Origin of the sequence: Nocardia sp. NPDC050799 (assembly GCF_040654015.1) — a bacterium.
GTDB lineage: Bacteria > Actinomycetota > Actinomycetes > Mycobacteriales > Mycobacteriaceae > Nocardia.
On record NZ_JBFAHF010000058.1, the window covers coordinates 23,294 to 29,293 of the forward strand.

Genomic DNA, 6,000 nt, shown 5'->3' on the forward strand with positions numbered 1-6,000 from the left:
ATCTCGACGCCCGAGCGTCGGCCGAGACTGCCCGTCTCGCACCGACCTTCGCCGACTTCATCCCCGCCACGATCGAACGGATGCCCGCGGGCCGCACCCGTGAGCACTACTGCACCTACTGGAACAAGATCCTCGCCCAACCCGGCTGGGGTGAACGACGACTCGACGAACCCACCACCGCAGATCTGCAGGTGCTGTGTGAACAGATCCGCGCCGCCCGGGTGATCCGCCGCTCCGACCGCGGCGGCAACGAAGTCGTACGCCACGTCAGACGCGCTGCGCAAGCTGTACAAGCACGCCGAGGACAGCCGGCTCATCGACCCTCGCGACAACCCCGCGACCCGGCTGACCAAACCCAAACGCACCCGATCGAACCACCGGGCCCTGCCCACCGATCTGTTGGCGCAACTCGTCGAAGTCGCCGCGACCACCGGCAACGACCCCGAACTCGACACCCTGATCCTGCGCCTGCACACCGAAACCGCCTGCCGCCGCGCCGGCGCACTGGCATTGCGGCCACAGGATCTGGATCCGGTGCAGTCGGTGATTCTGCTCCGAGAGAAAGGTGGCACGCAGCTGTGGCAACCGATCTCACCGACCCTCATGCAAGCCCTGTGCCGCCACGCCGAACAACGCGGCGCCCCCGCATCTGAGCCACTGCTACGCACCCGAAACGGCACACCGATCACCCGCCGCCGCTACAACCACCTGTTCGAACGAATCGGTAAACACCTGCCCTGGGTACTTACCCACGGTATCTCGATCCATTGGTTACGCCACACCACCATGACCTGGGTCGAGCGCCACTACGGCACTGCCGTCGCCCGGGAATTCGCCCGCCACAGCCAAACAGGCGGGGGAGTCACCGGCATCTACACCAGGGCAACGATCACCGAGGTCGCGACCGCGGTCGCGCATCTGACCGGGGAACCACATCCCCTGGCCGCCACGTCCTCATCATCCGAGCCGGGCTGACCGGACGCATCGAAGAAATAGGGCCGGTGCCTGCCGGTCTCCGCCGACCCGGAGACCGGCACGCGACCGCCCAACGGCCGCCCTCCCATCGAATGCAGCCAGGCTGCGCCACCCTCCATTCGGGCGAGTAACCGCCAGGGTCGTTCGAGGCATAATCGTGGTCGTGTCCGATCTCGCCGATGTCGCGCTGCCGTTGATCCGCACCCGCACCGACCTGCATCGGTGGAGTGCATCGAATGTGCACGGCCGGCAGATGCACGAGGCGGTCGACGTCCTCGACGATGCTGTGGCCGCTGGCGACGACCTGCAAGAAGTGTTCGCGGTGACGCAGAAGGCCCTCGCCGGCGCGATGAAGGTCATTGCCCGCGCCGACGATTCCAGCGGCCTCATCGGCGACGCCGTCCGTCGCTTACTACGCCTGCACGCGGACACCGCCGCAGCTGCGAAACCACCGGCGGCCAGGCTGGTGGCATGGATGATGAAGTTCCAGTTCGAGGGCGAGGTCGACTACTTCGAACTCGACCCTCTCGCCTACGCACCCGCTCTCGGCGACAAGGGCGTCGCGTTGTATCGGAGCGCGCTGGCCGAGATCGCCGCCGGCCTCGGACCGGAACCACCCATACCACAGTCACCGGACAGCCCACCCTGGCACACCGATCACGCGGGATGGCGGGGGTGGGCCGAGGGCCGGCATGTCCGGTCCACTCTGGAATGGAACGCTCGCCGGTTGGCGGTACTCGACCGGGACGTGGACGCGATCATCGCTACCCACGCCCGGGACCGCAAAGTCGCGGCCTGGCTGACCGAGACCGCCGTCGCGCTCACCGAAATAGGGCACATCGATCTGGCACTGGACTGGGCGAAGGCAGGCGCTGATTTCGATAGCGGTCACCAGGCGCAGCAGGCCGGGGAATACTGGTGCAGGCTTCTCGCCGAGCACCGGCCTACCGAGGAACTCGCGGCCCGGCGGGAGGTGTTCACGCGCTGGCCCTCGGCCGATACCGCGGCCCGCCTGTATACCTGCGCCGGGGACGGGTGGCCCGGCTACCGCGACGAGATACTCGAACGGTTGTCATCGAGTCCGCGGCAGGCGGTCCTGTTCGCGCTGCAGACCTTGCGGGACACCGAGTCGGCGTGGCGCCTGGCGCATTCATTGCAGCTGCGGGACGCCGACACCTGGAGCCGACTGGTCACCGTCTACGAAGAGATCGACCCGCTCGCCGTGCTGCCGGCGCTCACCGATCTGGTCGTCGGCGAGTTGACCGAGGCCGGGGCCCAGCATTATCAGATTGCGGCCCGCCGGTTGAAGAAGATGCGCACACTTGCCGCCGGCACCGACCAGCAGGCCGAGGTCGACCGATTCGTGCTCGAACTCCGGGAAACCCACCGCCGCCGACCGCGGCTGCAACGCGAATTCGACCGGGCCGGACTTCCGGCATGAACGACGCCCACTGTAGGTCTGGACAGCGGCAGTTCAGGAAGGGGCGGTGTGGTTTTATCGGTCATCTGTGACGTCACTCATTGGTGGATGTGGACGTCGGTCGGGATCGGGAGATGTTCGTATCGGCCAATTTTGACGTCGTGATCTTGGTTGCGATGCGAGGATCGGTGTGCTTGGTCTCGGGTCCGGTCCTTGTGGATCGAGCCATCTTAGAAGGCTTGCCACTGCAGTTGGCCGTTCTTCCTGCTCCTGGCATCTCCAGTGGTGGTGGCGACTACGGTACGTATGGTGAAGCCCTTGGAACGTCCGGTTGTACTCGCATTGACCTATGTCGTGAGCTCGTTCCTTTTCGGACCAGCCATCTTCCTCGGTGGTTACGTATTGTTCACCGGAGGAGTCGCGGATTTCTGTGACGCGGTCCATGGTGGACCAGCTTCACGCAACGCGAAGTTCACAGCTGTCGAAAGCTTCCAGGTCACAGGCTCCGTCACCATGCTGGCCGGCGGGCTTGTCCTGCTGGCTAATCTGTGGGCCCGTCGCGATCAGATCAGCCTACTGCGACTTACATTGAGTAGCTGTGGGATTCTCGCCATGATGTGCGGATTTGGCCTTGTCATCTTCCTGTCTGGCCCTGGAGGCCAGAGCTGCGAGCCCCCGGGATGACATCGCGCAATTGACCCGACGGCACCGTCGTGCTGCGTGCCGTACCCTCTCGCTCGGCCGTCCAGTGACGTCAAATTTCGCCGTCACACTACCGCCATCACCCCCGCCGCCGATGCCCAAATTCGCCGACGAACGACGCCCAAATTCACTGGCATAACCAGGCGGTGCGTGCGTACTTCGCGTGTGCACATGTTCTACTGATCGATCTGATCACCGCGGCCGCGCTCAACGTCAGCGTCGCTGGGTAACGGCATCTGGACTGTTCGCACGGCACCACCGTTCTGTGGTCGCCGCTGCCGTGGGCAGGCATCACGGCCACCGAGCCTGTCAGTGGTGCGCACGTGCCGGTTGCTGCTCTCACGCACACACCCGAACCCATGGCACCTACCGACTGGCCATCGCCATGACCCGTCCCGATCGTCGCCGACGCGTTCTGGCGTCGTTCACCGCACGACGGTTCGTGGTGATCGTGGACGCTGCCAGCGCACGTTGTCCGTGCGGACGACCACTGTGGTGTGCGCACGATTCCGACTTGCTCGGTGCGCACACTCGACTCTTCGCTCGGCACCATGCGCACGAACCGGCCCCCTCGCCCGCACACCAGACTCCCAGCTGGGCTGTGCGCACGACGACCGGTTCTGGCGAACGAACACTGAACAGGTCTCCGTACCGACGCGGAGACTGTGCGCACGCGACCGGGCGGCGGGTCTCTGCGCACCGATCCTGGTGATCCGGATATTGGTCCTCCACCGCATCGAAGGGCTGAGCCCGTTCCGGTTCGAAGAATCCGTGATGCCCGGTTGCGTGACAGTCTGCCGGATCCTCTGTGATGCTCGGCACCCACACCCCAATGAGTCGGCATCGCCCCACGATGATGACGAATCCCTCGAACTATCGTCGCCCGGATCGGAACCGGCCTGTGACCGGTACACCGCAATCACTTTCCACAACCCACCGGAAAGCGGTGTTGGATTTTGATCCCGAGGTTTCACCCTGGATCGGTCACCGGCAGCGCTGTCACGTTCTCCCACACCGCGGTGTAGCAGGGCACCGTGGTGAGACCGGACCGCAGGGGTGATCCGGGTGTGGGCTGCCGAGTCGCGGTGACCGTCGGTGAGGATGGTTGGTAGCGAGCGGAACATTTTGTTGTGCCAGCAATTCGAGGCCTCCGCATACGGAATCCGGGCCATGCTCAGGCAGCGGCGAAGCTGTTCGCCTCTCCGCACCAGTCTCGGGACGTTCGTCCCCGGCGAAGGACGGGCCCTCCGGACAGAGCGGGCAAGGAAGAATCAGCAGACAGATTGAGTACGTCGGCTGTTACCGCTCCGTCCGAAGGGGTTCAAGGAGCCCGGCGACAGAGCCGTCGTGCCCGCGGGCGATGCCGAAAAGGGCCTTGGATAGCGGGACGAGCTGCTGCACGGGCTTGATAGGGCACCAAACCAGTCCCGACCACGGCCGACGATAGGGCCTGAGAGCACGTCTGAGAACCCGAGCCGTTGGCGCCGGGTGACTCGAGAATTGGGTGAACTCCTGGTAAGGGAGTGATTACTGAAGTCAGTCAACTACCAGGAGTTCGCGTGCCATCTTCCCTTACCGTTGTGTGTCCGTCGTGTCCGGCCCGTGCCGGAGTGTCAGGGCATCGGGTCACGGGGATCCATCGTCGATGACCGACTCCCAGTGGGCGATTCTGGAACCGCTGCTGCCGCCGCCGGGCAATCAGCTCGGCAAAAGGTGGGCGATGCGAACTACATTGCCGCCGACTAATTTTGGATGCGATTTTCTATGTGGTGCGGGGTGGCATCGCGTGGCGTCTACTGCCGGTGGACTTCCCGCCGGCCAAAACGGTATACGACATCTACCGGCGGTGGACCGCCGCTGGTGCGTGGACCCGGATAAACGACACGTTGCGGGACCGGGCTCGGATCGGTGAGGGCCGCGACCCGGCCCCGACCGCGGCGATCATCGATTCCCAATCCGTCGCCGGCGCGGACACCGTACACGCCGGGCATCGTGGGTACGACGCGGGCAAGAAGATCAACGGCCGCAAACGTCACATCGCCGTCGATACTGCCGGTTTGCTATTGACAGTGGTGGTGCTCACCGCCGGGATCCAGGATCGTGACGGCGGGATCGGATTGCTGACGGCGTTGCGCGCGAAGTTTTCGACGATCACTCTGGTGTGGGCCGACGGCGGCTACACCGGAAGGTTCGTGTTGTGGGCGAAAACTGTTGTGTCGATCACAGTTACGATCGTCAAACGATGCGACGACCTCAACGGTTTCCGGGTATTGCCCCGGCGATGGGTGGTCGAACGGACGTTCGCGTGGATTACCAAACACCGTCGTTGTGTTCGTGACTACGAAACACGACCCGATCATCACGAAGCGATGGTTTATCTCGCGATGATCTGGACCACCTCACGCCGTCTGGCGGGCAAGGCGGCGGCCAGCACGTAGCCGGTTCCCAGACGCGTTCTCAGGCTCTGAAGTAGCGGAGTGCCCGGCCGTGCCGGTTCGCCACGCTAGAGATCAAGAGAGGAGAAATGATGAGCGGTGGAGGGCAGTTCGCGTAAGGATACCGATATCAGTACCTCGCCACCGCTGACCGCATTCTGCGTTATCACCGCCACAATCTTGAGGAGCTGGCGTCCATCGCGTTGCATGTTGAACCTACGTCGCTGGCGCAGCGCGGCATGGCCGCTGACGAGGATATTTTCGAGCTCGCCGTGGAAGTCGGCGGGGTGGTGGGTGATCGTGGACAAGGTTCACCGCATCTTCGGGGCGGGCCGCCGGTGATGAGCCGAGCAGCCTGCGGGTCGTCGACGGCCTTACAGGGTGTCTTACGTGGGCGTAATTCGTTGTCCGGCATGATGTGACCCGTGGTCGACAGGCTTGCTCAGAGACTGGTCCCGGATGCGTTGT

The 6,000-nt window shown here is 64.3% G+C and carries 3 protein-coding genes and 1 pseudogene; 3 read left to right on the forward strand and 1 reads right to left on the reverse strand.

Annotated features, from left to right (window positions below):
* The first annotated feature begins 399 nt into the window (after window positions 1-399).
* The 3 genes and pseudogenes from AB0H42_RS33645 (at window position 400) to AB0H42_RS33655 (ending at window position 5,535) form a co-directional block, all read left to right on the forward strand.
* The gene (locus AB0H42_RS33645) at window positions 400-975 is read left to right on the forward strand and encodes a site-specific integrase (RefSeq protein WP_357063368.1); all 576 of its coding nucleotides are present in this window, start codon (window positions 400-402) and stop codon (window positions 973-975) included.
* Between the two features lie 163 nt (window positions 976-1,138).
* Window positions 1,139-2,416, forward strand: a complete 1,278-nt coding sequence (locus AB0H42_RS33650; protein ID WP_357063370.1) for a DUF6880 family protein — start codon at window positions 1,139-1,141, stop codon at window positions 2,414-2,416.
* Window positions 2,417-4,742: 2,326 nt separating this feature from the next.
* A pseudogene (locus AB0H42_RS33655) lies at window positions 4,743-5,535 on the forward strand (IS5 family transposase).
* Between the two features lie 65 nt (window positions 5,536-5,600).
* On the opposite strand, the gene AB0H42_RS33660 reads toward AB0H42_RS33655, so the two are convergent.
* Window positions 5,601-5,840 (reverse strand): hypothetical protein, encoded by a 240-nt coding sequence (locus tag AB0H42_RS33660; RefSeq protein WP_357063373.1) that lies wholly within the window; start codon window positions 5,838-5,840, stop codon window positions 5,601-5,603.
* Between the last annotated feature and the right edge of the window lie 160 nt (window positions 5,841-6,000).